This window comes from Rathayibacter sp. VKM Ac-2754, from assembly GCF_009807095.1.
Lineage (GTDB): Bacteria > Actinomycetota > Actinomycetes > Actinomycetales > Microbacteriaceae > Rathayibacter.
Window position 1 is genome coordinate 344240 of sequence record NZ_WUCC01000002.1, and the last position, 26560, is coordinate 370799.

Sequence of the window (26560 nt, forward strand, 5' to 3'; positions counted from 1 at the left end):
GTCACATGTCGAAGCCGCCGAAGTCTCCTCCGAAGTCGCCGCCCCCGCCGAAGTCGCCGCCACCGAAGTCGCCGCCACCGGAGTCGCCACCCCACTCGCCGCCGCCCGCATCGGCTCCGGCGTCGCCGCCGTCGGCTCCCGCGTCTCCCCCGTCGCCGCCGTCCGCCGAGGCCGTGTCGGCGCCGGCATCCGGGAGGAACGCGTCGGCGATGGCGGATCCGATCACGAAGCCGGCGATCGTGCCGAGCATCGACGAGGCGAGCACGCCTCCGAAGCCCATGCCGCCCGCGCCTCCGCCGGAGAAGCGGCGCTCCATGAAGCCGGGCTGCCGCAGCTCGCTCCGCGTGGCAGACTGCGCGAGAGCCTGAGGGTCGTCGCTCCGAGGGGCGTCACCCGCGGGCGCACCCTCGCTCAGCTCGCGGAAGACCTGCTGACGCTGCTCCGGAGTGAGCTGCTCGAAGGCCTCGCGGTGCACCTGCTCGATCGCCTCGGGCGGAGCGGTCTTGAGCAGGTAGCGGTAGCGCTCGATCGCGATCTCGTCCTCACTGCGGGCGGAGCGGGCGGGCGGCGTCCCGTAGGCCGGGCGCGGGTCGGTCGACGAGCCGTAGCCGGAGGCTCCGCGCGCGTCGTCGGGGCGCTCTTCGCGTCCCAGCAGTCGGTCCAGGAATCCCATGATCTCCTCCTCGGCGGCGCAGGACGCGCGCGCACATCGCAACGGTATGCCTCCTTCCATCGGGTCTGCTCAGGGTTCACTCAGAGCCTGCGGAGAGCGGCCCGACCAGCGCCCCGGGCTCAGGGACCGAGCTGGGCGGATCTCACGCCGACTCCCGGACGATCAGCTGGTGCGAGACGGTGCGCACGACCTCCGGCCCCGACCGCGGCAGCTCCCCGGCGAGCATCCCGACGGCGAGCTCGAGCGCGTGCCGGGCGAGAGCGTCGAGATCGACGGCGAGCGTGCTGAGGGTCGGCGCGAGCAGCCGGCCGAGCGAGAGACCGTCGATGCCGGCGACGCGGACCTCCCCCGGCACGTCGACGCCAGCGCGACGGCAGGCCGACAGCACTCCCACGGCGCAGAGGTCGTTGAAGGCGATGACGGCGTCGACCGCGCGCGGCAGGGCGATGATCCGCTCCGTGGCCTCTGCGGCCGCCTCGGCCGTCGCTGCGGACGCCCTCGCGATCGACGCATCCAGACCGCGCGCTGCGAACGACTGCAGCAGCCGCGCCGCGCGTCGGCTCGGGGCCGGCCCCGACGAGACGTCGAGCACCACCGGTCGCCGCACGCCCGCCCGGGTCAGGTGCTCGGTCAGTGCGTCGATCGCCTCGGAGGGATCGAGCAGCACGGCCGCGCGCTCCGGAGCAGCCGGAGGATCGAGCTCGACCACCGGGACGGAGCCGAGCTGCTCGATCCAGTCCGCCGCGCAACCGCCGAAGGTGCCGATGACGGCGTCCGACTGGGCGCCGAGCGCCCGCACCATGCGGTCGGAGTCTCCGGCGAAGCTCACGTCCGCGAGCGACACGTTCCAGCCCCTGGCCGCGGCGAGCCGGACGATCGCCGAGGCCAGCTCGGGCGACCACGGGTTGCGGAGGTCGTCCACCACCAGACCGAGCCGACGGTCCCCTCCGGTGACGAGGCCCCGGCCGAAGCGCGACGGGCGGTAGAGCAGCTCCTCGGCCGCGGCCAGCACGCGCTGCTTCGTGGTCTCGCTGATGCCCGGCATCCCGTTCATGGCGCGGGTCACGGTCTGCCTCGAGACACCGGCCGCCGCGGCGACGTCGTGGATCGTCGCGCGGGCGGCCGGGTCGGAGCCGCTCAGTCGCGGAGGTCGAGCCACGCCGCCTGCTCCGGGCTGAGCTCGATCGAGAGGCCGCGCATCGACGACCGCACCTCGGCGATGCTGCGCGGCCCGAAGAGGGGGAACGTCGGGAACGGCTGGGCGAGCACGTAGGCCAGGGCGATAGCCGTCGCACTCACGCCGTGCTCCGCGGCGAGCTGCTCGGCCCGGCGCAGGCGCTCGAAGTTCTCCGGGCTGTAGTAGCAGCGCACCAGCTCGGCGTCGCTCGTGTCCTCGGGCCTCGCCCGCCCGGTGAAGAAGCCGCGCGCCTGCGACGACCACGGGAGCAGGGGCACCTGGCGCTCGACGAGCCACGCCTTCGACGCCGGATCGGTCACGTGCACGCAGCCGTCCCAGGGCACGTCGTACGCCTCCGCGAGGCCGAAGTGGTCGCTCAGCGCCTGGAAGCCCGCGCGACCGTGGGCCCGTGCGTAGGCCTGCGCCTCGTCGAATCGCGCCGGCGTCCAGTTCGAGACGCCGTAGGAGCGGATCCGCCCCGCACGCTGGTGCTCGTCCATCACGTCGACGAACTCCCCGACCGGCACGGCGGGGTTGTCGCGGTGCATCAGGTAGATGTCGGCGTAGTCGGTGCCCTGCCGCTCGAGGCTCTCGAGGAGCTGCCGGGTGAGCGAGTCGGGGTCGCAGTGCGGCGTGTGCGCGCCCTTCGTGACGATGACGACGTCCTCGCGGATCCCCCGGTTGCTGATCCATCGGCCCAGCCGCCCCTCGAGGACGCCACCGCCGTAGATGTAGCCGGTGTCGAAGGCGTTGCCGCCGCGCTCGACGAAGTGGTCGAAGATCGCCGAGGCGTGGGCGAGATCGGGCTGGTTGTCGACGCCCATCACGAGGCGCGACATCCGCTTGCCGACCCCGGGGATCTCGCCGTAGAGCATCGGCGAGTCCTGCGCCACTCGCAGCGGCGCCCCCGAGACAGTCGGGATGTCGGCGTCCTCGGCCTCGAACGGGTAGCGCAGGCCGATCGCGGCGCGCCAGCGGTCGAGGGTGCGGGCGGCGGCCAGGCTCTCGTCGAGCGTCATCCGCGCGGCCTCGACGGAGCCGGCCTCGAGGGCGTCGGTCGTCGCGTCCGCCTCCCGCGCGTAGGGGTCGGAGGGCGCGAAGGTCAGCGTGCGCGGCTCCTCGTCGACGGTGTGGACCTCGATGGTCGACTCGGCGCCGATCCAGGGGTCGCTGACGAGCAGCCGGCCGCGCGAGCCGAGCACAGTGACGGTGTTCGCGTCCTGCACCGCGACGCCCGTGCGGAGGGTCGCCGTGATGCCGCCGCGGTAGGTCAGGCGGGCGACGCTCCACTCGTCGACGCCGGTGGGGCCGATGCTGCCGCTCGCCTCGAGGTCGACGGGCTCGGCGACCGCGGTGCCGGTGGCCGCCTGCACCACGGCGGCGGCAGCGGTGACGGTGTACCCGCCGACGTCGAGGATCCCGCCGCCGGCGGTGGCGACGTCGTAGAGCCGCCCGGTGCGCGCGCCCGTCCGGAACGAGAACGCGGCCTCGATGTGCAGGACGTCGCCTATCGCGCCGTCGCGGACCAGGTCGAGGAGCGCCGCCGTCTGCGGGTGGAAGCGGTACATGTAGGCCTCGACGAGCGGGAGGCCTGCTTGGCGGGCGGCGTCGGCGAGGGCCATCGCGGTGCCGTGGTTGACGGCGAGCGGCTTCTCGCAGAGCACGGCCTTGCCCGCCTCGAGCGCCTGCAGGATGAGTGCGGCGTGGCCGGTGTGCACGGTGGCGATGTACACCGCGGTGACGCGCGGGTCGGCGAGCGCGGTGGCGTAGTCGCCGCTGGTCACGTCCGTGAAGCCGAGGTCGGCCGCCTCCTCGGCGAAGACGCGGGCCCGATCCGGGTCGGAGCTGCCGACGGCCACGAGGCGGGCTCCGCGCTCGCTCGCGGGCAGCTGCGACAGGAACCGGCGCGCGATGCCGCCGGGGCCGAGGACGGCCCAGCCGGTCGAAGTGGGGCTGGTGGTGGGGGCGTTGTCGGTCATCGGGGCCTCTCGCATCGTCATTGACGTGAACGTTCACGAGAGACGCTAGACGGGCGAGGCCGAGGCCGTCAACCACCGGAGGGGTGGTTGTCGTGAACGTTCACCTCCCCGGGCGGAGAGAAGCCTCTCCCACCGCCGCTCGGCGCGACCGTGGGAGAGGCTCCGAGGTCACCTCTGCTTGGGGATCAGGATCCACATCACGATGTACGCGATGATCTGCGGCCCCGGCAGGAGGCAGGACAGCACGAAGAGGAGCCGGACCAGGAAGGGGCTCCAGCCGAAGCGGTGGGCGAGGCCGGCGCAGACGCCGGCGATGATCTTGCCCTGACGAGGGCGGACGAGAGTAGCCATGGGTCCACTCTGGCGGAGCGTGACCCTGCTCGGCATCCGGGGAACCCCCTAATGAGGGCTAGGGGTGACGCTCTGAGGCGACACTGCGCTCGAACACGTCCCGCCGCTCGACGTCCTCCGCGGGCCAGACCGCGACGAAGCGCTCGAACACGACGTCGCCGATGCCGCCTGGCGATTCGCGCGCGAAGTACCGGCGGTGCCCGTCGAGCCACGACTCCCGGGAGCGGTCGCCCTCGCCCTCCGCCCAGGCGAAGTCGTCGTCGACCGAGTCGAGCGGGCCGACGCGGACCTCGGTCGTGCGGAGGACGGCGCGCGCCGTCCCCGCTCCGTCGCAGACGATCCAGTGGTCGCCGACCGCGGGAACGGGCTCCGAGCCGGCGAGGGAGGCGGTGGCGCTCTTCACGCCGCGGCGGACGAGCGCCAGCAGTTCATCGGCCATCTCGACGGAGTCGCCGAACGACTCGACGGGAGGGAGCGCCTCCGGCAGCTCCTCCGATTCGTGACGGCGGTACTCCGCCCACAGCCGGCTCGCACTCTCGGCGTCGGGGTCGGGGAGCGGCGTCCGGTCGGGCGTCTCGGGCAGGAGTGGCACCAGATTGCCGCCGGCGATCGCGGCCGGGTCCTCCGGATGGTTCTCCGGGGTGTCGACGTCGTCGAAGGACCAGCGCAGTCGCAGCCACTCCCGGGCGTACGCGTCGAGCTCCTCCTCGAGTCGGGACGCCTGGAGCGTCGGGACGACCCACCAGGAGACGACCGCCGGCCCGCCCTCGACGGGGCGGACGCTCAGCGCGCCGAGCGGCTCGGTCCAGCTGCGGTCGACGAGGAGGTAGGCGTGGGCCGATCCGGTGCGCGCCGCCTCCTCGAGGAGCGCGAGCGCCTGGTAGTCGTCGCCGGCGGAGGCCGACGGCAGGGCGCTGGGGTTCCCCTCCGGGAGCAGGGCCCCGAGCCACGCTCGTCGGTCGTCGAGCACCGCGCGCAGGAGCTCGAGGTCGCTCGAGACCAGCGGTCGGAGGAAGGCCCCGCCCGGCAGGTCGAGGCGCGCCGGGATCCCCGTGCTCATGGTGCCGGACTCCGCGCGTCGGCTCAGCTGGCGGCGCGCTCCAGGACGAGCTCGCGGACCCGCGCCGCGTCGGCCTGGCCCTTCATCGCCTTCATGACCGCGCCGATGACGGCACCGGCCGCCTGCACCTTGCCGTCGCGGATCTTCGCGAGCACGTCGGGCTGCGAGGCGAGCGCCGCGTCGATCGCCTCGATGAGCGCACCGTCGTCCGAGACCACGGCGAGACCGCGGGCGTCGACGACCTCCTGCGGGGTACCCTCCCCGGCGATGACGCCCTGCAGCACCTCGCGGGCGAGGCGGTCGGTGAGCACGCCCTCCTCGATCAGGCCCGCCAGCTCGGCGACCTGCGTCGGGGTGACGAGCGCCGAGGGGTCCTCGCCGGCCGCATTGGCCAGGCGGGCGATCTCGCCGGTCCACCACTTGCGGGCGGCCTGCGGGCTCGCACCCGCGGACACGGTCTCGGTGATCTCGGCCAGCAGACCGCTGTTGGCGACGTCCTGGAACTCGAGGTCGGTGAAGCCCCAGTCGGCCTTGAGGCGGCGGCGGCGGACGGCCGGCTTCTCGGGCAGGGCGGCGCGCAGCTCCTCGATCAGCTCCGGGCTCGGCACGACCGGCAGAAGGTCGGGCTCGGGGAAGTAGCGGTAGTCGTCGGCGTCGCTCTTCGGGCGGCCCGCGGAGGTGCGGCCCGTGTCCTCGTGCCAGTGCCGGGTCTCCTGCGTGATCGTGCCGCCGGCCGCGAGGATCGCGCCCTGACGCTGGATCTCGTAGCGCACGGCGCGCTCGACGGAGCGGAGCGAGTTGACGTTCTTGGTCTCGGTGCGGGTGCCGAGCTTCTCCTGCCCGATCGGGCGGAGCGAGACGTTGGCGTCGCAGCGCAGGTTTCCGCGCTCCATCTTGGCGTCCGAGATGCCGAGGGCGAGGACGATGTCGCGGATGGTGGCGACGTACGCCTTCGCGAACTCCGGGGCGCTCTTGCCGGCTCCGTAGATCGGCTTCGTGACGATCTCGACGAGCGGGACCCCGGCGCGGTTGTAGTCGACCAGCGAGTACTCCGCGCCCTGGATGCGACCGGTGGAGCCGCCGACGTGCGTCAGCTTGCCGGCGTCCTCCTCCATGTGAGCGCGCTCGATCGGGATCTCGACGAGCGAGCCGTCGGCGAGCTCGACCTCGACGGAGCCCTCGAAGGCGATCGGCTCGTCGAACTGCGAGATCTGGTAGTTCTTCGCGAGGTCGGGGTAGAAGTAGTTCTTCCGCGCGAAGCGGCTCGACGGCGCGATCGAGCAGCCCAGGGCGAGGCCGAGGCTGATCGAGTAGCGGACGGCCTGCTCGTTGACGACGGGCAGCGAGCCCGGGAGACCGAGGTCGACGGGCGTGACGTTCGTGTTGGGCTCGGAGCCGAACTCGTTCGGCGCGTCCGAGAACATCTTGGTCTTCGTGTTGAGCTCGACGTGGACCTCGAAGCCGAGGACCGGCTCGAAGGTCTCGAAGACCTCGTCGTAGTCCATGAGCTCGGGGACGGACGTGTGCGCGGAGGCCATCAGACGGCACCTTCCTCGGTGGCGGAGAGCTCGGCGGCGGCCAGCTCGGGGGCCCTCGAGAGCAGCGGGTGGCCCCACTTCTCCTCGAGGAGAGCCTCGAGCGCCGCCCCGACGGTGTACAGACGGACGTCCTCGCGGGCCGGCGCGAGGAACTGGATGCCGACGGGCAGCCCGTCCTCGTCGGCAAGGCCCGCGGGGACGGAGATACCGGGGATTCCGGCGAGGTTCGCGGGGATGGTCGCGACGTCGCCGCGGTACATCGCCAGCGGGTCGTCGAGCTTCTCGCCGAGGCGGTACGCGGTGGTCGGCGCGGTCGGCGACGCGATCACGTCGACGGTCGTGAACGCGGCGTCGAAGTCGCGCTGCACCAGGGTGCGGACCTTCTGCGCACTGCCGTAGTAGGCGTCGTAGTAGCCGGCCGAGAGGGCGTAGGTGCCGAGGATGACGCGGCGCTTGACCTCCGGGCCGAAGCCCTGCTCGCGGGTCGCCGACATGACCTGCTCGACGGTGCCGCCTCCGGGAGGAGTGACGCGGAGTCCGAAGCGCACCGAGTCGAACTTGGCCAGGTTGCTGGACGCCTCGGCGGGGAGGATCAGGTAGTAGGCGGCGACCGCGTGCTCGACGCTCGGGGCGCTCACCTCGACGATCTCGGCTCCGGCGCCCTCGAGGACGGCGAGGGCCTCGTGGAAGCGGTTCAGGACGCCGGGCTGGAAGCCCTCGCCCCCGTCGAGCTCCTTGAGCACGCCGATCCGCAGGCCCTCGACGTCGGCACGGCGGACCGCGTCGGCGAAGGAGGGCCACGCGTCGCGGAGCGAGGTGGAGTCGCGCGGGTCGTGCCCGGCGATCACGTCGTGCAGGAGCGCGGCGTCGAGGACGGTCCGCGAGACGGGGCCGATCTGGTCGAGGCTCGAGGCGAGGGCGATGGCACCGTAGCGCGAGACGCCTCCGTAGGTCGGCTTCACGCCGACGGTGCCGGTGACGTGCGCCGGCTGGCGGATGGATCCGCCGGTGTCGGAGCCGAGGGCCAGCGGCGCCTCGTAGCTCGCGACGGCGGCCGCGGAGCCTCCGCCCGAGCCGCCGGGGATGCGGTCGAGGTCCCACGGGTTGTGCGTCGGGCCGTAGGCCGAGCGCTCGGTGGTCGAGCCCATCGCGAACTCGTCCATGTTGGTCTTGCCGATCGGCACCAGGCCTGCGGCGCGGACCTTCTTCATCACGGTCGCGTCGTAGGGCGGGCGCCAGCCCTCGAGGATGCGCGAGCCGCTGGTGGTCGGCATGTCGTTCGTGACGATGACGTCCTTGACGGCGAGCGGGACGCCGGCGAGGGCGTGCAGCGACGCTCCCTCGGCCCGGCTCCGGTCGATGCCCGCGGCCGTCTCGAGGGCGGCATCGCCCGCGACGTGCAGGAAGGCGTGGACGGCGCCGTCGACGGCCGCGATGCGGTCGAGGTGGGCACGCGTGGCCTCGACCGAGGACACGGAGCCGTCGGCGAGCTTCTCGGAGAGCGCGGAGGCGCTCAGGCGGACGATCTCGTCGCCGTGCGCGCTCACTGCTCCTCCCCCAGGATCGCGGAGACCTGGAAGCGGCTGCCGTCGTGCTCGGGAGCTCCCGAGAGCGCCTGCTCCCGGGTCAGCGTCTCGCCGACGACATCCGGGCGGAAGACGTTCTGGAGAGGGATCGGGTGGCTGGTCGCCGGCACGTCGGGGGTGGCGACGGCCTGCACCGCTCGCACGGAGTCGACGATCGTGCCGAGCTCCCGGGTCATGGTCTGGATCTCCTCGGGGGTGAGGTCGATCCTGGCCAGCTGGGCCAGATGGGCGACCGTGTCGGCCGTGATCTCGGACATGCGTCTCCATCGGGTGGTTCGTGAGGAATCGGCGACCAGTCTAGCCGGGGCCTCCGACGCCTCCCTCTGCCGAGGGCACCGCGCTCAGGAGGCGGGAGTCGGCGACGAGGAGCCGGCGCCGGCGCCGCTGCCGAAGAGGCTCGAGCCGTGCTTCAGCAGGGCGTTGTAGGCGCCCTCGTACGTCGTCGGCAGGTCCTCGCCCGGCCCGCCGTAGCGGGCCAGCAGGAGGCCCATCAACCCGAGGGCCGGCGGGCTGAGCGGCTTGTCGCGGTTCGCGTTCGCGGGGTGCGGAGGCGTCGCCTCCGGGTTCGGGGGCAGGTACTGCGGCACGGTGGTCGGCCAGTCGCCGATCTGGCGCGGCGTGCTCGCGGTGACGACGCCGAAGAGATCGGGCGCCGAGGCGTCGCGATCGGTCAGCGGCTCGAGCCCGTGCAGCCTGCTGAGCGTGCGGATGAGCGCGCCGTGGTGCATCTCGTCGTGCACGATCGTGCCGGGCGCGGTGTAGGCCGAGATCGCGATCGCGGGCACCCGGCAGCCGAGGCGGTCGAAGGCGAAGCCCATCTCGCCCGGCCTGCCGTCTCCCGGTGGCGTCGCGGCGGGCGGCGGCACGTGGTCGTAGAGCCCGCCGTGCTCGTCGAACGTCACCAGGAGCAGCGTGTTGACCGCGTTCGATCCGGTCGTGCTCGCGCTCTCGCGGATCGCCGAGTAGACCTGGTGCAGCAGCAGCTCCCCGGCGCGCACGTCCGAGAGGGCGCTGTCGTAGAGCGGCTGCCCGTCGAGCTCGTCCTCGTGGAAGGAGCCGGTCGGCGGGTGCATGTCGTTGTGGTCGAAGACCAGCCGGGGCTCGATGAAGGCGTAGTCGGGCAGCTCGCCGTTCGCGGCGTCGGCGGCGAACTGCTCCATCGTCGCGAAGTTCGTCCGCCAGTACTTCTCGAGCACCGGCGCGTGCAGGAACCCGGTGTAGGAGACGACCTGCAGGGCGTCGAAGTAGACCCGCCAGGTCTTCCCCGCCTCCTCGAGACGGTTGAACACGGTCGGCGCGTCGGAGAGGTCGTCGGCGAGCCACTTCTCATAGCCACCGCCGTGCTTGTTGGTGACGAAGCCGTGCGAGGTCGAGGCGTGGAAGAACGAGCGGTTGCAGAAGGTCTGCGACGGGACGGCGGCGAACCAGTGGTCGAAGACGGCGAACTCGCGCGCCAGCGTCGAGAAGACCGGGAGCATCTCGGGCGAGAAGCCGCCCATGATCGTGCGGTACTCCTCCGGCGTCGGCTCCTCGCCCTTCTGCATGGCGCGGAGGTTCTGCACGTAGTCCTCGAGGAACCCGCTCATCGTCGGGGTGGAGGCGTCGGCCGGGGCGTTGTAGGGCGCGGTCATCTCGCCGACCGTCTTCCCGGCGTTCGACGGCGGGTCGATCGCGCCGAAGAGCTGGGTGTTGACGTGCGGGTACTCCTCCCCCGGGTCGGGGTCGGGCTGGCGCATCACGGTGTCGGTCGCGCCCTCGTAGACGAAGGTCGCGACGGTGTCGCCGGCGGCGGTCGTGTTGGTGTGCTCGCCGGTCGCGAGACCCTCGAAGGTCTCTCCCGCGGGCAGGTCGCCGTCGGCGTGGAGCTGCCCGAGGATGTTGTCGAAGGAGCGGTTCTCGAACATCACGACGACGACGTGGTCGAACCCCGGCTCGTCCCGCGCGGGCAGAGTCGCCTCGGCTTCGCGGTCGCGACCGGAGGCGACGGCCGCGCCGATCGTGCCGCCCGCCAGGGCACCCGCGGCGACTCCACCGGCCACCGCACCGCCGGCGAGGAACCGGCGGCGCGACGTCGGTCGCGACGCAGTGACCACCTGATCCGGTGCCGTCCCGCTCGACGATTCGTCGCTGCCGGTCATGCGTCCCGCCCTTCCCGCGATCCGGGGATCCGTGCCTGGTCGGAGTGTAGCGACGCGTCCGGCCGGGCCGCTCGGAGAAGGGCGAGAGCGCTCTGGGCCGTCTCGGCGGTCGCGCCCTCGGTGTGCCGGAGGAGGGCCGAGGCCAGTCTCGGGGTCACGCGGTCGGTCGACGGCGGGACGAAGGCGGAGGCGGTCTGCGGCCAGCGGGAGAGTGGACGGAGCGGACCGGCGATCGCCTCGGCGAGGGCCAGGACACCGCCGTCGGACAGCGCGCGCCGGTCGCCGGCGAAGCGCGCGCGGAGGAGCCGCGGAAGCGTCGAGGCGGTGACCGGGGCGTCGATCCCGGCACCGGGACGGACGCCTGACGCGATGACGAGCGCCGGCACCTCGCCGGGTCGGGAGCGGCTCCCGCGCGAGACGACGAGCAGGAGCATCCGCCGGCCGGCGCGCTCCCCCGCGCGGACGGCGCTGTAGACGGAGTGCAGGAGGTCCTCAGCTGCCCGGGCGTCGGCACTCCGGGGCTCGCCGAGCTCGGCGGCGGAGGAGAAGTCGGCCGGAGCGACGAGCGAGCGCGGCTCGACGACTACGACGGGAGGGAGCTCGCCGGCCGTGGCGAGCGGGGCGAGGCGGCTCAACGGGACGAGCGAGCCGCTCGCTCGGTGGTCCTGAGCCTCGAGGAGGGTTGTCGAGAGGCCCTGGCGATCGTCGACGACCAGGGCCCAGGGCGTCGCGCTGTCGTGCGCGGCGCGGAGCAGCCCGGGCAGCGGGTCGGCTCCGTCGGCCCACCAGTGCTCGACGCGCGCGAACGAGCGGGCGAGCAGCGTGTGCACGGGCAGCATCTCGGGGGCGAAGCGTCCGACTCCGTCGTCGAGGGCGGGGGCGGTCATCACCTCGTCGGTGTCGCCCTCGAACTCGACGCCGTCCTCGCCGTCGAGCGCGCCGAAGACCTGGTGCCGGGGCCGACCGGCGAAGGCCACGACGACGACGTGGTCGATGCCGGCCAGCGCGGCGGCCGCGGCACTCTCCCGCGGCGTCGGCGGGGCGGACCGGCCGACGGCCTCGATCGCGGCGGAGGCCGCCTCGGCGAACGAGCGCCGCAGGAACGCCCGCCGCTCGCCGCCCGCCGGTTCAGGCATCGCCGTCGGTCGTCTCCTCCGCGGTCGCGTCTGCTGTGGCGGTCGCGTCGTCCGACTCAGCTGCCGGCTCCTCCGCGGGCGGGAGCGCGATGGCCTCCGGCCCCTCGGTGACCAGCAGGTGGAACTGGGCGGCGTCGATGATCCGGACGCCGAGCTGCTCGGCCTTGCCGAGCTTGCTGCCCGCGCCGGGGCCCGCCGCGACGTAGTGGGTCTTCTTCGAGACGCTCGAACCGGCCTTGCCGCCCGCCTGCATGATCGCCTCGAGGGCGCCCTCGCGCGAGTAGCCCTCGAGCGAGCCCGTGGCCACGACGGTGAGACCGGCCAGCACGCCTCCGGCGGCGTCTGCCGCACCGGGGCCCGGGTGGCCGGGGGTCGAGAACCGCACTTCGGCGGCGGCCCAGCGGTCGACGATCTCGACGTGCCAGTCGACGGCGAACCAGTCGAGCAGCGCGTCGGCGATGATGCCGCCGACCCCGTCGACCGCGGCCAGCTCGTCGCGGGTGGCCGCCCGGATCGCATCGAGCGAGCCGAAGTAGCCGGCGAGAGCGCGGGCGGCGACCGGACCGACGTGCCGGATGCTCAGCGACACGAGGAGCCGCCAGAGCTCCTTGGTCTTGGCGCGGTCGATGTTCTCGATCAGGCGGACCGCGCTGGTCGAGGGCACGGAGGCGTCGTCACCCGCGAACGTGTCGGCGGCGGGATCGAACGCGCCGTCCTTCGCGATCTGGCGCCTGCGCTTGAACGGCGTCACGACCTTCGGGTCTCCCGAGGCGTCGAGCTTCTGCAGCCCGGTCTCGGAGTCGCGGACGACGACCTCGATCGGGAACAGGTCGGCGAGGGTGAGCTCGAACAGGCCCGCCTCGGTGCGCAGCGGCGGGTCGGCGGGGACGAGCGGCTGGGTGAGCGCTGCTGCGCTGACCTCGCCGAGCGCCTCGATGTCGAGGGCTCCCCGGCTGCCGATGTGCTCGACGCGCCCGCGCACCTGTGCGGGGCACGACTCCGAGTTGGGGCAGCGCAGGTCGACGTCGCCCTCCTTCGAGGGCGCGAGCGTGGTGCCGCACTCGGGGCACTGCGTGGGCATGACGAACTCCCGCTCACTGCCGTCACGCAGCTCGATCACGGGCCCGAGCACCTCGGGGATGACGTCGCCCGCCTTCCGGAGCACCACCGTGTCGCCGATCAGCACGCCCTTCGCCTTGACGACGTCGGCGTTGTGCAGGGTGGCCTGCCGCACTTCGGAGCCGGCGACCTTGACCTTCTCCATCTGGGCGAAGGGGGTCGCCCGGCCGGTGCGCCCGACGCTGACGACGATGTCGAGGAGCTTCGTGTGCACCTCCTCGGGCGGGTACTTGTAGGCGATCGCCCAGCGCGGTGCGCGGCTGGTGGCGCCGAGCTCGTCATGCAGCTCGAGCTCGTCGACCTTGACGACGACTCCGTCGATCTCGTGCTCGACCGAGTGGCGCTCGCGCCCGTAGCGCTCGACGAACGCCAGCACCTCGTCGACCGACTCCGAGACCCGGTTGTGCTCACTGACGGGCAGCCCCCAGCCCGCGAGCAGACCGTAGATCTCGGACTGCGCCGCGACGGGCGGATCGGGCCAGGCGCCGATGCCGTGCACGTAGAGAGCCAGGGAGGAGACGCGCGCCTCCCCCGCCCGCAGGTCGAGCCCGGACTTCTTGTCGAGCTGCTGCCGCAGGCCGCCGCTCGCGGCGTTGCGCGGATTGGCGAACGTCGGGAAGCGCCGCAGCGCGCTCTCGCGCGCCCGCTCCTCGTCGAAGGGCTTGCCTGCGGGACGCGCCGACCAGCGCGCCCGGGCCTCCTCGACGGCGTCGTCGCGCAGGGTCTCCTGCAGACGGTTCAGCGCATCGAAGGCCGCGACGGGGATGAAGACCTCTCCCCTGACCTCGACCAGCGGCGGGTGCCCCGAGCCCTCGAGGTCGAGCGGGATGCCCGCGACGCGCAGCGCATTGACGGTGACGTCCTCGCCGGTGCGACCGTCTCCACGGGTCGCGGCCGTGACCAGGTGGCCGTTCTCGTAGTGCAGCGAGATCGCGAGGCCGTCGATCTTGAGCTCGGTCAGCCAGCGGATCGGGCGCGCGGCCGAGGCGACGGTCTTCTCGCACCACTCGCGCAGCTCGTCGGCCGAGAACACGTTGTCGAGCGAGAGCATCCGCTCGGCGTGGTCGATCGGAGCGAGGCCCGCGGCGACGATGCCACCGACGGTCTGCGTGGGCGAGTCGTCGCTGGCGAGCTCGGGGTGCGCCGTCTCGAGCCCGGCGAGCTCGCGCACCAGCGCGTCGTACTCGGCGTCGGCGAGCGGCGAGGCGTCGGCCGCGTAGTAGTCCTCGCTCGCGGAGCGGATCCGCGCGCGGAGCTCGTCGACCCGCTGGGCGGGATCGACGACCGGCTCGCTCATCGACCGGCTCCTGCGGGCACCACGAGGTCGGAGGCCACCGTGCGGTCGATGGTGCACTGCCCCAGCACGCGGGTGCCGAGGTAGACGACGGCCGTCTGGCCGGGGGCGACGCCGTCGAGCGGCGAGTCGGGAGTGATCACGAGCTCCACCCTGTCATCGACCTCCGACACCCGGGCGACCGCGGGCACCGGGTCGGCGTGGGCACGGATCTGCACATCGCACCCGAAGGGCACGGTCGCATCGACCGGCGCGGTCCCGGCCCAGGTGAAGCGGGAGCCGGCGATCTCGCCGATGCGCAGCGCCTCCCGGGGGCCCACCACGACCTCGTTCGTCTTCGGCCGCACCTCGAGGACGAAGCGCGGTCGGCCGTCCGGCGCCGGCACCCCGAGGTGCAGGCCGCGCCGCTGACCGACCGTGTAGCCGTGAGCGCCCTCGTGCGCGCCGACCACCGCGCCGTCGCGGTCGACGATCGACCCCGACTCCGGCGCCACCCGCTCCGAGAGCCAGCCGCGCGTGTCGCCGTCGGGGATGAAGCAGATGTCGTAGCTGTCGGGCTTGCTCGCGACACTCAGGCCCCGCCGCGCCGCCTCGGCCCGCACGATCGCCTTCGACGGCGTCGAGCCGAGCGGGAACATCGAGTGCGCGAGCTGCTGGGCGGTCAGCACGCCGAGCACGTAGGACTGGTCCTTCGCCTCGTCGCTCGCCCGGTGCAGCTCGGGGGTGCCGTCGGGCCCGGTCTCGAGGGAGGCGTAGTGACCCGTGCAGACGGCGTCGAAGCCGAGGTCGAGAGCCTTCTCGAGCAGGGCGGCGAACTTGATCCGCTCGTTGCAGCGCATGCACGGGTTGGGGGTGCGCCCCGCCGTGTACTCCGCCACGAAGTCGTCGACGACGTCGAGCTTGAAGCGCTCCGAGAAGTCCCAGACGTAGTACGGGATAGCGAGCACGTTCGCGGCCCGCTGCGCGTCCATCGAGTCCTCGATCGTGCAGCAGCCGCGGCTGCCCGTCCGCAGCGTCCCCGGCATGCGGCTGAGGGCCAGATGGACGCCGACGACCTCGTGGCCGGCCTCCACCGCCCGCGCTGCGGCCACCGCCGAGTCGACACCACCGCTCATCGCCGCCAGAACCTTCACCGCTCGAGTCTACGAGCGGTCGGCAGGCGCGCCCAGCCTCGGCCGAGGACCGGGGCCGGGCGCTCAGACGGCGCGGCTCGACAGACCGGCCCGGGCGGCCCGCGCGTAGGCGCCGGGAACGGCGGCGACGAGCGCGTCGACGTCCTCCCGGGTGGTCGTCCGGCCGAGGGTCATCCGCAGCACCCCGCGCGCCTCGTCCTCGCTCCGGCCGAGCGCCAGGACGACGTGCGACGGCTCGGGGATCCCCGCGGTGCAGGCCGAGCCGGTCGAGACCGAGAAGCCCGCCATGTCGAGGAGGAAGAGGAGCGAGTCGCCCTGCGCCCCGGGGAAGGCGAGGTGGGCGTTGTTGGCCACGCGCCGACCGGAGTCGAGCGCCGGACCGGTCAGCGTCGCACCCGGCACCGCTGCGAGCACCCCGGCCACGAGTCGATCGCGCAGCGCGGCGAGCCGCGGTGACTCCTCCGCCATCTCGTGCACCGCCTCGGTCACCGCCGCCGCGAACGCCGCCGCCCCGGGGACGTCCTGTGTTCCCGAGCGGATGCCCCGCTGCTGGCCTCCGCCGTGCAGTACCGGGACGACGCGCGCGTCGCGCGACAGGAACAGCGCCCCCGTGGCGATCGGGCCGCCCACCTTGTGACCGGAGACGCTGACGGCGACGAGGCCGGCGCCTCCGCTCGAGGCCGAGGCGCGGCGGACATCGGCGATCTCGAGCGGCAGGTGCCCGAGCGCCGCGACCGCGTCGAGGTGCAGGGGCACACCCGCTCGCGCGCAGACCGCGGCGAGCTCGGCGACCGGCGCGACGGTGCCGATCTCGTTGTTGACCCACAGGGCCGAGACGAGCGAGACGGAGGCGGGGTCGCGTTCGATCGCCGCGGCGAGCGCCTCCGGTCGCAGGGTCCCCTCGTCGTCGAGCGGGAGCCACTCGATCCGCGCGCCCTCGTGCTCGGCGAGCCACTCGACGCTGTCGATCGTCGCGTGGTGCTCGCCGCCGGGGACCAGGATGCGGATCCGCGCCGGATCCTCCGCGAGGCGCTGCCAGTAGAGGCCCTTGAGGGCGAGGTTGATCGCCTCGGTCCCCCCGGCGGTCAGGACGACCTCGATGGGCTCGCAGCCGAGGGCCGCTGCGATGGCGGCGCGCGCGTCCTCGAGCCGGCGACGCGCCTCCTGGCCCGAGCCGTGGATCGAGGACGGGTTGCCGGGATGCGCGGACGCCTCCGCGAAGGCGGCCAGCGCGACGTCGCGCAGCGGGGTGGTGGCCGCGTGGTCGAGGTAGATCACCGGAGCCTCCGTCCCGCGTCCCGGGCGCTGAGGTGGCCCTCGCCCGTCACTACTGTAAGTCGCATGATCGCATCCGACTCCCCGGCCGACCCCGTGGCCGACCCCCTGGCCCGACTCGGAGTCACCGTGGACGCGGAGGGCGGCGAGCTGCGGATCTGGTCGGCGCACGCGAGCGCGATCGACCTCCTCCTCTACGACGAGAAGGACCCGACGTGGGTCACCCGCACCGTGCCCCTGACGCGGGACGCCGGCAGCGTCTGGTCGGCGCGATCGTCGCTCCTGACGGCGGGGCGCCGCTACGCCGTCCGCGTGGACGGTCCGTCGGAGCTGCGCTTCGATCCCCGCACCGCGCTGCTCGAGCCCTACTCGCGCGGGCTGCACCGGGTCGCCGAGAACGAGTGGCGTTCGGTCGTGGTCGACGACGGATTCGACTGGGGCGCTTCCGAGAAGCCGCGGACGCCGCTCGACCGCACCGTGATCTACGAGGCCCACGTGAAGGGACTCACCAAGCTCAACCCCGCCCTCCCGGCCGAGCTGCGCGGCACCTACGCGGGACTCGCGCACGAGTCGACCGTCGCCTCCCTCCTCGATCTCGGCGTGACGGCGGTCGAGCTGCTGCCGGTGCACGCCTTCGTCTCGGAGCAGCGCCTGCTGCGCCAGGGCCTCACCAACTACTGGGGCTACAACACGCTGAACTTCTTCAGCCCGCACGCGGCCTACGCCTCCTCCGCCGCCCAGCGCGGTGGACCGACGGCGGTGCTCCGGGAGTTCAAGGGCATGGTCAAGCTGCTGCACGAGGCGGGCCTCGAGGTGATCCTCGACGTCGTGTACAACCACACGGCGGAGGAGGGGCCCAACGGCCCGCGCTCGAGCCTCCGCGGCATCGACGACGCGAGCTACTACCGCCAGACCGCGGAGGGCCACTACATCGACGTGACCGGCTGCGGCAACACGATCGACTTCGGCTCGCCCGTCGCGCAGCGCCTCGTCCTCGACTCGCTGCGCTACTGGTCGTCCGAGGTCGGCATCGACGGGTTCCGCCTCGATCTCGCCGCGACGCTCGGGCGGGACGAGATCGCGCACTTCCGCACCGACCATCCGCTGCTGCGGGCGGCGGTCGAGGACCCCGCCCTGGCCGGAGTGAAGATGATCGCCGAGCCGTGGGACGTCGGCACGGGCGGCTGGCAGACCGGCAACTTCCCGCCCGGCTGGTCGGAGTGGAACGACCGCTACCGCGACCGCGCCCGCAACTTCTGGCTCTCGGACATCGACTACTCGCGGCGCGCGGGGACGGCGCCGGTGGGCATCGGCGGCTTCGCGACCCGCCTGGCGGGCTCGTCGAACACGTTCTCGGTCGAGCGCGGCCCGCTCGCCTCGGTGAACTTCGTCACGGCGCACGACGGCTTCACCCTGGCCGACCTCGTCTCGTACAACGTCAAGCACAACATCGGCAACGGGGAGTCGAACCGCGACGGCGCCGACAACAACCGCTCGTTCAACCACGGCTTCGAGGGGCCCTCGCCCGATGAGGGCGTGACCCTGGCCAGGCGCAAGGCGATGCGCAACCTGCTCGGCACCCTCCTGCTCTCGGCCGGAGTGCCGATGATCACGGCAGGCGACGAGTTCGGCCGCAGCCAGCGCGGCAACAACAACGCCTACTGCCAGGACTCCGACCTCACCTGGCTGCGCTGGGAGGGCCTCGGCGAGTGGCAGCTGCACCTGCGCGAGCACACCCGCACCCTGCTGCGACTGCGCCGGGAGCATCCGGCGCTGCGGCCGTCGCACTACGGACGCGGCGGCGAGGTCACCCCGGGGGCGAGCAGCATGCGCTGGTTCGACGCGCACGGGCAGGGCATGTCCGATCACGACTGGACCTCGGCCGAGAACCGGACCCTGCAGTACCTCGCCTCCTCCACTCCCGAGGCCGAGGAGTTCGACCGGGTCCTGCTGGTCGTCCACGGCGTCGAGCACGAGACGAGCGTGGTGCTGGCCGAGAGCGACGGGGTCACCGGCTACACCCGGCTCTGGAACAGCGAGGAGGCGGTGCCGCTCGGGCACGGCGAGTCGTTCGAACCCGGTCAGGTCATCCGGGTCGCGGGGACCTCGATGCAGCTGTTCGCGGCACACGGCGCAGCGCCGGTGGAGTTCGTGTGAGCTCGGCGCACCGGGGCCCGGGCACTCCGGCGACGGTCGCGCTCAGCGCCGCGGGGATCGACTTCGTCGCGCGGGAGTACCGGCACGATCCCGGCACGGCGAGCTACGGATCGGAGGCGGCGGAGGCGCTCGGGGTCGATCCGGAGCGGGTCTTCAAGACCCTCCTGGTCGACGTCGACGGCGAGCTCGTCGTCGGGATCGTCCCCGTCACCGGGTCCCTGGGGCTGAAGGAGCTGGCCTCGGCGGTCGGCGGCAAGCGAGCGGCGATGGCCGATCCGGCACTCGCGCAGCGGAGGACGGGCTACGTGCTCGGCGGGATCTCGCCGGTGGGGCAGAAGACCCGGCACCGGACGGTCCTGGACGAGACGGCCGAGCTGTTCGACACCGTCCTCGTCTCGGGCGGCCGCCGCGGCTTCGACATCGAGCTGGCCCCCGCCGCCCTGATCGCCGTGACCGACGCGATCCTCGCGGACATCGCGCGCTGACCGCCTCCGCTAGCTCCTCTCCTATGGGCCGGCTCGAGGCTCGCGGAGGCGGTCAGCCTGCGGCGGCGACCAGCCCGAGCTCGGCGGAGCGCGCGAGCAGCGGGTGCTTCGGCACCACCCGCACCGTGTAGCCGAAGGAACCGCTGCGGTCGAGCGTCACCACGCCCGCGTAGGGCACGCGGCCCACGGCGTCCGCGGGCACGACCGCTCCGACGGACTCGGCGACGTCGAGCTCCTGGTGCTGCACGTCCGTCAGCGACCCGTCGGCCTCCGTCGTGCCGTAGACGACCTGCACGGTCACGTCCTCGGGCCGGAGATCGCCGAGGAGCACGCCCGCGCGCACGGCCAGCCGGTCGCCCCGCTGCGGCACGGCGTCGATGCCGCCCGACTCGACGGAGGCGACGGAGACGCCGGGCCAGCCCGCACGCACCCGCAGCTTCCACGCCGAGAGCTCCTTCGCCGGCTCGAAGTGGTCGACGACGATCGCGCGATGGGCGTCGGCCGCCGGGCGGTAGAGCGCGTCGACGTACTGGCGCACCATCCGCTCGGCGGAGAGCTCGGGCGAGAGCGTCGCCAGCGTGTGCCGGATCGAGCGCACCCAGCGGCGCGGGACTCCGTCGTGGTCCCGCTCGTAGAACCGCGGCACGACCTCGCTCTCGAGGAGCTCGTAGAGCGCGTCGGCCTCGAGGGTGTCGCGCGCGTCGGGGTCGAGCGCGCGGTCGGAGGAGGGGATCGCCCAGCCGTTCTCGCCGTCGAAGTACTCGTTCCACCAGCCGTCGAGAATCGAGAGGTTGAGCGAGCCGTTGAGGGCCGCCTTCATCCCGGAGGTGCCGCAGGCCTCGAGCGGTCGGAGCGGGTTGTTCAGCCAGACGTCGGTGCCCGGGTAGAGCAGCTGCGCCATCGCGATGTCGTAGTCGGGGAGGAAGACGATCCGCCGCCGCACGTCGGGCTCCTGGGCGAAGCGCACGAGCTTCTGGATGAGCCGCTTGCCCTCCTCGTCGGCAGGGTGCGACTTGCCCGCGATCACGATCTGGATCGGGTGCTCGGGATGCGTGAGCAGGGCGCGCAGCCGCTCCGGGTCGTGCAGCATCAGCGTCAGCCGCTTGTAGGTCGGCACGCGGCGGGCGAAGCCGATGGTCAGCACGTCGGGATCGAGCAGCTCGTCGAGCCAGCCCGGGGTGAGGCCGCCCGGGTTCTGCTCTCGCCACGACCGCGCCGCACGGATCCGCGCATCCCGCACCAGCTGCTCGCGCATCGTGCGCCGCGCCTGCCAGATCTCGCCGTCACCGAGCGCCCCGGAGGCCCAGTCGGCCTTCGTCGTGTCCTCCGTCCCGAGGCGGTCGCGCGCCAGAGCGCTGAGCACCGGATCGGTCCAGGTGGCCGCGTGCACGCCGTTCGTGACCGAGCCGATCGGCACCTCCGCCGTGTCGAATCCCGGCCAGAGCGCCGAGAACATCGACCGGCTCACCTCGCCGTGCAGCGTCGAGACTCCGTTCGAGCGCTGGGCGAGCCGCAGCCCCATGAACGCCATGTTGAACATGGCGCCCGACTCCTCGGCGCCGAGGTCGAGGACGTCCTCGACCTGCACGCCCGGGAGCAGCTCGGTCGAGAAGTACCGCTCGACGAGACCCCGGTCGAAGCGGTCGATGCCGGCGGGCACCGGAGTGTGGGTCGTGAAGACCGTGCTCGCGCGCACGACCTGGAGGGCCTGGTCGAAGTCGAGTCCCGAGCCGATCAGTCCCGAGATGCGCTCCAGCCCCTGGAAGCCCGCGTGGCCCTCGTTGGTGTGGAACACCTCCGGGAGCGGCACGCCCGACACCTCGGACCACAGCTCGAGGGCGCGCACGCCGCCGATGCCCAGCAGCAGCTCCTGCAGGAGGCGGTGCTCGCCGCCGCCGCCGTAGAGCCGGTCGGTGGTGCCGCGCAGCGAGTCCTCGTTCTCGGGGATGTCGGTGTCGAGGAGGAGGAGGGTCACGCGACCGACCTCCGCCCGCCACACCCGCGCGTACAGCGCACGCCCTTCGGGGAGGGCCAGGACGATGCGCGCGGGCGACCCGTCCGCGAGGCGCACGACACGCAGCGGCAGACCGTCGGGGTCGAGCGAGGGGTACGACTCGAGCTGCCAGCCGTCGGCCGAGAGACCCTGCGAGAAGTAGCCGGACCGGTAGAAGAGCCCGACGCCGGTCAGCGGGATGCCGAGGTCGGAGGACGCCTTGAGGTGGTCGCCCGCGAGGATGCCGAGACCGCCGGAGTACTGCGGCAGGGCTGCGGCGATGCCGAACTCGGGCGAGAAGTAGGCGATCGACCGCGGCGCCGACTCCGGGAGCGACTGGTACCAGCGCGGCTCTGTGCGGTAGCGCTCGAGCTCGTCGCGCAGGCGCCAGACGTCGTCGACGAAACCCTGGTCGCCCGCCAGCTCGGCGAGGCGCTCCGGGCTCACGGCCCCGAGGAGCGCTGTCGGGTCGGCGCCGCCGCGGCGCCACAGCTCGGGGTCGACCCGCTCGAACAGCCGGCGGGTGGGCTCGTGCCACGCCCAGCGGAGGTTGCTCGCGAGCTCGCCGAGCGCCGAGAGCGCGGGCGGCAGGACGGACCGGACGGTGAAGCGGCGGATGGCCTTCACGGCACTCCTCGACTCTCTGCGGACCCCGGCCTACACAGATGCGGGAGCGCCGGGGCGCTCGCGCGAGGTCACCCTAGCGGAGAGGAGTGACCCGCGGACCGACCCGGCGCACCCCGTTTGCACAGCCCCGAGCACGGGCGCAACCGGCGTGCCAAAGCGTCCCCCGGTCGCTACTGTCGAGTCGTGGCTCAGACACCTTTCTTCAAGGCTTCGCACGGCAAGGACGCACGACGAGCAGGACGCGGGAGAACCGCGCCGGAGGAGGTGACGACGCCCCCGGAACCGGCTCCCGCTCCCGAGGAGGCGGCGGCGGCCGCACCGCCGGCCGCGGCAGCGCTCTCGACTCCCGAGCAGGCGCCGCCCGCCCCGCCGACGGGGAGCGGCTACGAGGTGCGCGCCGAGCGCATCCCGATCATCGATCCCCAGCCGCGCCTCGAGGACGACCGCTGGCCGGCCAAGGCGTTCGTCGGCGAGGTCGTCCCGTTCGCCGCGACAGCGTTCCGCGAGGGACACGACCTGATCGGCGTCGACCTCCTGCTGACCTCTCCGACCGGTGCCGACTCCGAGCACCGGATGTCGCTGCTCGCGACGGGCACCGACCGCTACGGGCGCCTCGTCCTCCTCGATGCCGAGGGCGACTGGACCTACCGGATCCGCGCCTTCGCCGACGACTGGGCGACCTGGCTGCACACGGCCGAGGTGAAGATCCCGGCCGGTCTCGACATCGACGTGACCTTCGCACTCGGCGCGGGACTCCTCCGCGAAGCCGCGGACGACGAGAAGCGCCCCGGTGCCGAGCGCACCCTGCTGACCGAGGCCGCCGCCCGCGTGGGCGACGCCTCCCTCGCGCCCGAGGAGCGCCTCGACGCGGCCACCGACTCCGCCGTGCACGGAGCCCTCGACGCCCGCCCCGTGATGAGCCTCGCCAGCGTCTCGGCGCCGCGCGTCGTGCACGTCGAGCGCACCCGCGCCGGCGTGGGCGCCTGGTACGAGTTCTTCCCGCGCTCGGAGGGCGCCGTCGAGAACGAGGACGGCTCCGTCACGAGCGGCTCGTTCGCGACCGCCGCCCGGCGCGTCCCGGCCGTCGCCGCGATGGGCTTCGACGTCCTCTACCTGCCGCCGATCCACCCGATCGGGCGCACGTTCCGCAAGGGACCGAACAACACGCTGAACGCCTCCGAGACCGACCCCGGATCGCCCTGGGCGATCGGATCGCGCGACGGTGGCCACGACGCCATCCACCCCGACCTCGGCACGGTCGACGACTTCCGCGCCTTCCACGCGGCCGTCACCGGCGCGGGCCTCGAGCTGGCGCTCGACTTCGCCCTGCAGGCCTCGCCCGACCACCCCTGGGTGACCAGTCACCCGGAGTGGTTCACGACCCTCCCCGACGGGACGATCGCGTACGCCGAGAACCCGCCGAAGAAGTACCAGGACATCTATCCGATCAACTTCGACAACGACCCCATCGGCATCCGCCAGGAGTCGCTGCGGATCCTCGAGTACTGGATCTCGCTCGGCGTGACGATCTTCCGCGTCGACAACCCGCACACCAAGCCGCTCGACTTCTGGGAGTGGGTCATCCACGAGGTCAACGCGAAGCACCCCGAGGTGGTGTTCCTCGCGGAGGCGTTCACCCGCCCGGCGATCATGCGCGCGCTCGGCAAGGTGGGCTTCCAGCAGTCGTACTCGTACTTCACCTGGCGCAACACCAAGGAGGAGCTCGCCGAGTTCTTCACGAGCATCTCGCAGGAGACGGCCGACTACATGCGGCCGAACCTCTTCGTGAACACCCCCGACATCCTCACCGAGTACCTGCAGTACGGCGGCCCGTCGGCGTACAAGGTGCGCGCCGCGCTCGCCTCGACGGCGTCGCCGCTCTGGGGCGTGTACTCCGGCTTCGAGCTCGTCGAGAACGTCGCGCGCCCGGGCGCCGAGGAGAACATCGACAACGAGAAGTTCCAGTACAAGGTGCGCGACTGGGCCGAGGCTGAGGCCTCGGGCCGCTCGCTCGCTCCGTACCTCACGCGGCTCAACGAGATCCGCCGGGCGCACCCCGCCCTGCGCCAGCTGCGCAACCTGCTGGTCCACGGCAGCGACGACGACGCGATCCTCGTCTACTCCAAGCACCTCGAGCGCGCCTTCACGGGCACGGGCTCGGCCGACACGATCCTCGTGGTCGCGAACACCGACCCGCACTCCGCGCGCGAGACCACCGTGCACCTCGACCTGCCGGCGCTCGGACTCGAGTGGGGCGCGACCTTCGACGTCGAGGATCTGATCACGGGTGCGGTCTGGACCTGGGGCAGCGACAACTACGTGCGACTCGACTCCTTCGTCGAGCCCGTGCACATCCTGAGCGTGAAGGCGGACGAACGATGAGCGACACGGTTCCCGAGAACGACGGAACGAGCGCCGCCGAGGCCGCGGGGCTGACGCCGCGCGTCGAGACGGTCGTCACCACCGGCACGAGCGCCGCCACGACGACCGGCACGACACCGCGCCACGCGGCGGCTCCGGCGGAGGAGGCTCCGGCGGAGGACGCTCCGGCGGAGGACGCTCCGGCCCCCGGGACCCCCGCCTCGCCCGCCGGCCCCGTCGAGGGCTCGGCGGCCGTGGCGCTGCCCGAGATCCCGGAGTGGATCCTCCAGCAGATCGCCACGGGCAGCAATGCGCTCCCCCACGACGTCCTCGGCCAGCACGTCGTGTCGGCGCCCGGCGTGGCCGACGAGATCACCGTCGTCCGCGCGCGCCGCCCGCTCGCCGACCGGGTCGTCGCCGTGCTCTCCACCGGTGCCCGCGTCGAGCTCAGCCACCTGCGCGACGGCATCTGGCAGGGGTTCCACATCCTCGGGCCGCAGGCCTACACGATCGAGGCGAGCTACGGCGACGGACCGGCGTGGATCGCGGAGGACCCCTACCGCTTCACGAAGACCGTCGGCGACTTCGACCTCTACCTGATCGGCGAGGGTCGTCACGAGCGGCTCTGGGAGGCGCTCGGCGCGCGGCACCGCGAGCACGAGGGCGTCTGGGGCACCTCGTTCTCGGTCTGGGCGCCGCACGCCCAGGCCGTCCGGGTCGTCGGCGATTTCAACGACTGGAGCGGCGAGGGCCACGCTCTGCGCAACCTCGGCGTCACCGGCGTGTGGGAGATCTTCGTGCCCGGGCTCGAGCCCGGCGCCTCCTACAAGTTCGACCTGCTCTCGCGCGACGGCCGCTGGGTCCGCAAGGCCGACCCGATGGCCCGTGCGACGGAGGTGCCGCCCGCCACGGCCTCGCGGATCCCCGTCTCCCACCACCACTGGAGCGACTCTGCCTGGATGGAGAAGCGCGCGGCGGTCGACCCGCACACGCAGCCGATGAGCGTCTACGAGATGCACCTCGGCTCGTGGAAGCCGGGGCTCGGCTATCGCGAGGTCGCCGATCCGCTGATCGAGTACATCACCGCCCTCGGCTTCACCCACGTCGAGTTCATGCCGCTCGCCGAGCACCCTTTCGGAGGCTCGTGGGGCTATCAGGTCACCGGCTACTTCGCCGCGTCCAGCCGCTTCGGCACCGCGGACGACCTGAAGTACCTGATCGACCGTCTGCACCAGGCCGGCATCGGCGTGCTGGTCGACTGGGTGCCCGGGCACTTCCCGAAGGACGACTTCGCGCTCGCCCGCTTCGACGGCGAGCCGCTCTACGAGCACCCCGACTGGCGCCGCGGCGAGCAGATGGACTGGGGTACGTACGTCTTCGACTTCGGTCACACCCAGGTCCGCAACTTCCTCGTCGCGAACGCGCTGTACTGGCTCGAGGAGTTCCACGTCGACGGCCTGCGCGTCGACGCGGTCGCCTCGATGCTCTACCTCGACTACTCCCGCAAGGAGGGCGAGTGGCTGCCCAACGAGCACGGCGGGCGCGAGCACCTCGAGGCGATCAGCTTCCTGCAGGAGGTGAACGCCACCGCCTACAAGCTCTACCCCGGGATCATGATGATCGCCGAGGAGTCGACGAGCTGGCCGGGCGTCACCCAGCCCACCGTCTCGGGCGGGCTCGGCTTCGGGCTCAAGTGGAACATGGGCTGGATGCACGACTCGCTCGACTACATGGCGAACGACCCGCTCTGGCGCCAGTACCACCTGGGCGAGCTGACCTTCTCGTTCGTCTACGCGTTCAGCGAGAACTTCGTCCTGCCGATCAGCCACGACGAGGTCGTGCACGGCAAGGGCTCGCTGATCAACAAGATGCCGGGCGACCACTGGCAGAAGCTCGCGAACGTGCGCGCCTACCTGGCCTTCATGTGGGCGCACCCGGGCAAGCAGCTGCTCTTCATGGGGCAGGAGTTCGGGCAGTTCTCGGAGTGGAGCGAGGAGCGCGGTCTCGACTGGTGGATCCTCGACCAGCCCAGTCACCACGGGCTCTGGAACCTCGTCGGCGAGCTGAACCGCGTCTACCGCGAGTCGACGGCGCTCTGGGAGCTCGACAACGAGCAGGCCGGATTCGAGTGGATCGACGGCGGAGCCGCGGCACCCAACGTGATCTCGTTCCTCCGCCGCGACCGCGAGGGCCGCTCGGTCGCCGTCATCGCGAACTTCTCGGGATCCCCGGTGCACGGCTACCGCGTCGGTCTGCCGCAGGCCGGACGCTGGGAGGAGCTCGTCAACACCGACGCCGAGATCTACGGCGGATCGGGTGTCGGCAACCTCGGTGCCGTCGAGGCCCGCGAGGAGCCGTGGGCGGGTCGCCCCGCCTCGGCAGAGCTGATCCTCCCGCCGCTCGGCGTGCTCTTCCTCCGTCCCACCGACTGACGAGTTCCTCGGAAGAACAGAGAACCCCCTCCGCAGACGATCGCGG

General features: G+C 72.6%; 18 protein-coding genes. 4 read left to right on the plus strand and 14 right to left on the minus strand.

The annotated features are described in order from the left end of the window. Window position 1: 1 nt before the first annotated feature. The 13 genes from GRS92_RS04940 to GRS92_RS05000 all read right to left on the minus strand — a co-directional run bounded on the left by GRS92_RS04940 (window position 2) and on the right by GRS92_RS05000 (window position 16459). The gene (locus GRS92_RS04940; RefSeq protein WP_159853850.1) at window positions 2-673 is read right to left on the minus strand and encodes a hypothetical protein; all 672 of its coding nucleotides are present in this window, start codon (window positions 671-673) and stop codon (window positions 2-4) included. A gap of 142 nt (window positions 674-815) precedes the next feature. Next, window positions 816-1832, minus strand: a complete 1017-nt coding sequence (locus GRS92_RS18960; protein WP_235021820.1) for a LacI family DNA-binding transcriptional regulator — start codon at window positions 1830-1832, stop codon at window positions 816-818. Next, window positions 1811-3829: an aldo/keto reductase gene (locus tag GRS92_RS18965; RefSeq protein ID WP_159988639.1), complete on the minus strand. Its 2019-nt coding sequence runs from the start codon at window positions 3827-3829 to the stop codon at window positions 1811-1813. The genes GRS92_RS18960 and GRS92_RS18965 overlap by 22 nt, the downstream gene beginning before the upstream one ends. Window positions 3830-3997: 168 nt before the next feature. Continuing rightward, a complete protein-coding gene (locus tag GRS92_RS04955) occupies window positions 3998-4180 on the minus strand; it encodes a PspC domain-containing protein (RefSeq protein WP_159853854.1) in 183 nt (60 codons plus the stop codon). A 58-nt stretch (window positions 4181-4238) separates the two neighbouring features. Next, window positions 4239-5240: an ASCH domain-containing protein gene (locus GRS92_RS04960; RefSeq protein ID WP_159853856.1), complete on the minus strand. Its 1002-nt coding sequence runs from the start codon at window positions 5238-5240 to the stop codon at window positions 4239-4241. Window positions 5241-5263: 23 nt separating this feature from the next. Then, complete coding sequence (gene gatB / locus GRS92_RS04965) at window positions 5264-6778, minus strand: Asp-tRNA(Asn)/Glu-tRNA(Gln) amidotransferase subunit GatB (protein WP_159853858.1); 1515 nt, start codon at window positions 6776-6778, stop codon at window positions 5264-5266. Then, complete coding sequence (gene gatA, locus GRS92_RS04970) at window positions 6778-8325, minus strand: Asp-tRNA(Asn)/Glu-tRNA(Gln) amidotransferase subunit GatA (protein ID WP_159853860.1); 1548 nt, start codon at window positions 8323-8325, stop codon at window positions 6778-6780. The genes gatB and gatA overlap by 1 nt, the downstream gene beginning before the upstream one ends. Beyond that, window positions 8322-8621 carry an Asp-tRNA(Asn)/Glu-tRNA(Gln) amidotransferase subunit GatC gene (gene gatC, locus GRS92_RS04975; RefSeq protein ID WP_159853862.1) on the minus strand — a complete coding sequence of 100 codons (300 nt, stop codon included), beginning with the start codon at window positions 8619-8621 and terminating at the stop codon, window positions 8322-8324. The genes gatA and gatC overlap by 4 nt, the downstream gene beginning before the upstream one ends. Window positions 8622-8705: 84 nt before the next feature. Further along, window positions 8706-10502 carry an alkaline phosphatase family protein gene (locus GRS92_RS04980; protein ID WP_159853864.1) on the minus strand — a complete coding sequence of 599 codons (1797 nt, stop codon included), beginning with the start codon at window positions 10500-10502 and terminating at the stop codon, window positions 8706-8708. After that, window positions 10499-11638: a hypothetical protein gene (locus GRS92_RS04985; RefSeq protein WP_159853866.1), complete on the minus strand. Its 1140-nt coding sequence runs from the start codon at window positions 11636-11638 to the stop codon at window positions 10499-10501. The genes GRS92_RS04980 and GRS92_RS04985 overlap by 4 nt, the downstream gene beginning before the upstream one ends. After that, the gene (gene ligA / locus GRS92_RS04990) at window positions 11631-14054 is read right to left on the minus strand and encodes an NAD-dependent DNA ligase LigA (RefSeq protein ID WP_159853868.1); all 2424 of its coding nucleotides are present in this window, start codon (window positions 14052-14054) and stop codon (window positions 11631-11633) included. The genes GRS92_RS04985 and ligA overlap by 8 nt, the downstream gene beginning before the upstream one ends. Further along, window positions 14051-15184: a tRNA 2-thiouridine(34) synthase MnmA gene (mnmA, locus tag GRS92_RS04995; RefSeq protein ID WP_204162357.1), complete on the minus strand. Its 1134-nt coding sequence runs from the start codon at window positions 15182-15184 to the stop codon at window positions 14051-14053. Before mnmA ends, ligA begins: the two co-directional genes overlap by 4 nt. Window positions 15185-15247: 63 nt before the next feature. Continuing rightward, window positions 15248-16459 carry a cysteine desulfurase family protein gene (locus GRS92_RS05000; RefSeq protein WP_159854104.1) on the minus strand — a complete coding sequence of 404 codons (1212 nt, stop codon included), beginning with the start codon at window positions 16457-16459 and terminating at the stop codon, window positions 15248-15250. Window positions 16460-16525: 66 nt separating this feature from the next. Between GRS92_RS05000 and glgX the strand changes: the two genes are divergently transcribed. Together glgX and ybaK are read left to right on the plus strand one after the other, a co-directional pair. Continuing rightward, the gene (glgX, locus tag GRS92_RS05005) at window positions 16526-18616 is read left to right on the plus strand and encodes a glycogen debranching protein GlgX (RefSeq protein WP_159853870.1); all 2091 of its coding nucleotides are present in this window, start codon (window positions 16526-16528) and stop codon (window positions 18614-18616) included. After that, window positions 18613-19101, plus strand: a complete 489-nt coding sequence (gene ybaK, locus GRS92_RS05010) for a Cys-tRNA(Pro) deacylase (RefSeq protein ID WP_159853872.1) — start codon at window positions 18613-18615, stop codon at window positions 19099-19101. Before glgX ends, ybaK begins: the two co-directional genes overlap by 4 nt. A 52-nt stretch (window positions 19102-19153) precedes the next feature. On the opposite strand, the gene glgP is transcribed toward ybaK, so the two are convergent. Beyond that, on the minus strand, window positions 19154-21721 hold the full coding sequence (gene glgP / locus GRS92_RS05015) for an alpha-glucan family phosphorylase (protein ID WP_159853874.1): 2568 nt from the start codon (window positions 21719-21721) through the stop codon (window positions 19154-19156). A 264-nt stretch (window positions 21722-21985) separates the two neighbouring features. On the opposite strand from glgP, the gene GRS92_RS05020 reads away from it, so the two are divergent. Next, on the plus strand, window positions 21986-24103 hold the full coding sequence (locus GRS92_RS05020) for an alpha-1,4-glucan--maltose-1-phosphate maltosyltransferase (RefSeq protein WP_159854106.1): 2118 nt from the start codon (window positions 21986-21988) through the stop codon (window positions 24101-24103). Then, window positions 24100-26514 (plus strand): 1,4-alpha-glucan branching protein GlgB, encoded by a 2415-nt coding sequence (gene glgB, locus GRS92_RS05025; protein WP_159853876.1) that lies wholly within the window; start codon window positions 24100-24102, stop codon window positions 26512-26514. Before GRS92_RS05020 ends, glgB begins: the two co-directional genes overlap by 4 nt. Window positions 26515-26560: the final 46 nt, after the last annotated feature.

What these genes read in the sequence shown, in the direction of transcription:
- GRS92_RS04985 (WP_159853866.1), bottom strand. Translation starts at nt 11,638, where the DNA reads ATGCCTGAACCGGCGGGCGGCGAGCGGCGGGCGTTCCTGCGGCGCTCG.
- GRS92_RS04980 (WP_159853864.1), bottom strand. Translation starts at nt 10,502, where the DNA reads ATGACCGGCAGCGACGAATCGTCGAGCGGGACGGCACCGGATCAGGTG.
- GRS92_RS04940 (WP_159853850.1), bottom strand. Translation starts at nt 673, where the DNA reads ATGGGATTCCTGGACCGACTGCTGGGACGCGAAGAGCGCCCCGACGAC.
- GRS92_RS04960 (WP_159853856.1), bottom strand. Translation starts at nt 5,240, where the DNA reads ATGAGCACGGGGATCCCGGCGCGCCTCGACCTGCCGGGCGGGGCCTTC.
- glgB (WP_159853876.1), top strand. Translation starts at nt 24,100, where the DNA reads ATGAGCGACACGGTTCCCGAGAACGACGGAACGAGCGCCGCCGAGGCC.
- gatC (WP_159853862.1), bottom strand. Translation starts at nt 8,621, where the DNA reads ATGTCCGAGATCACGGCCGACACGGTCGCCCATCTGGCCCAGCTGGCC.
- GRS92_RS18965 (WP_159988639.1), bottom strand. Translation starts at nt 3,829, where the DNA reads ATGACCGACAACGCCCCCACCACCAGCCCCACTTCGACCGGCTGGGCC.
- glgX (WP_159853870.1), top strand. Translation starts at nt 16,526, where the DNA reads ATGATCGCATCCGACTCCCCGGCCGACCCCGTGGCCGACCCCCTGGCC.
- ligA (WP_159853868.1), bottom strand. Translation starts at nt 14,054, where the DNA reads ATGAGCGAGCCGGTCGTCGATCCCGCCCAGCGGGTCGACGAGCTCCGC.
- gatB (WP_159853858.1), bottom strand. Translation starts at nt 6,778, where the DNA reads ATGGCCTCCGCGCACACGTCCGTCCCCGAGCTCATGGACTACGACGAG.
- GRS92_RS04955 (WP_159853854.1), bottom strand. Translation starts at nt 4,180, where the DNA reads ATGGCTACTCTCGTCCGCCCTCGTCAGGGCAAGATCATCGCCGGCGTC.